The sequence below is a fragment of the Roseivivax halodurans JCM 10272 genome, assembly GCF_000521785.1.
Lineage (GTDB): Bacteria > Pseudomonadota > Alphaproteobacteria > Rhodobacterales > Rhodobacteraceae > Roseivivax > Roseivivax halodurans.
Genome location: NZ_JALZ01000139.1, coordinates 1 through 448, shown reverse-complemented (window position 1 = coordinate 448; position 448 = coordinate 1). Strand labels below are relative to the sequence as shown.

Annotated in this window: 1 protein-coding gene and 1 other annotated feature; the gene reads right to left on the bottom strand. The window is 63.8% G+C overall.

What is annotated here, in order from left to right:
- The coding region (locus OCH239_RS21510; RefSeq protein WP_157578064.1) for an IS3 family transposase at positions 1–448 on the bottom strand (448 nt) is incomplete at both ends.
- Positions 348–448, bottom strand: a sequence feature (AL1L pseudoknot). This feature is flagged as partial in the annotation. Its footprint overlaps the gene before it by 101 nt.

The window sequence follows — 448 nt, the reverse complement described above, 5'->3', positions numbered from 1 at the left end:
ACGTAGGTGAAATCGCTGACCCAGAGCATGTTGGGCGCCGGGACGCGGAACTCTCGGTTCACCTTGTCCAGAGGGCACGGGGCCTTCTTGTCGGGGATTGTTGTTCGGTGCGGCTTGCCGCGGATGATGCCTTGGATACCCATGTCTTTCATCAGCCGGGCCACGGTGCAGCGCGCGACAGAGAAGTTTTCTCGGACGAGCTGTCGCCAGACCTTGCGGACGCCGTAGACCCGCCAGTTCTCCTCGAAGACACGGCGGATCTCGGGTCGCAGAGCGGCATCACGGCGGGCACGGTTCGACAACCGCACCGGATCACCCCGCTTCGAAAGGTGGTCGTAGTAGGTGGAAGGGGCGATCGGCAGCACCGTGCAGATCGGCTCGACCCCGTGGGCGCCCCTATGCGCGTCGATGAAATCCACCATCATTTCGACCGGCGGTCGAGCTCCGC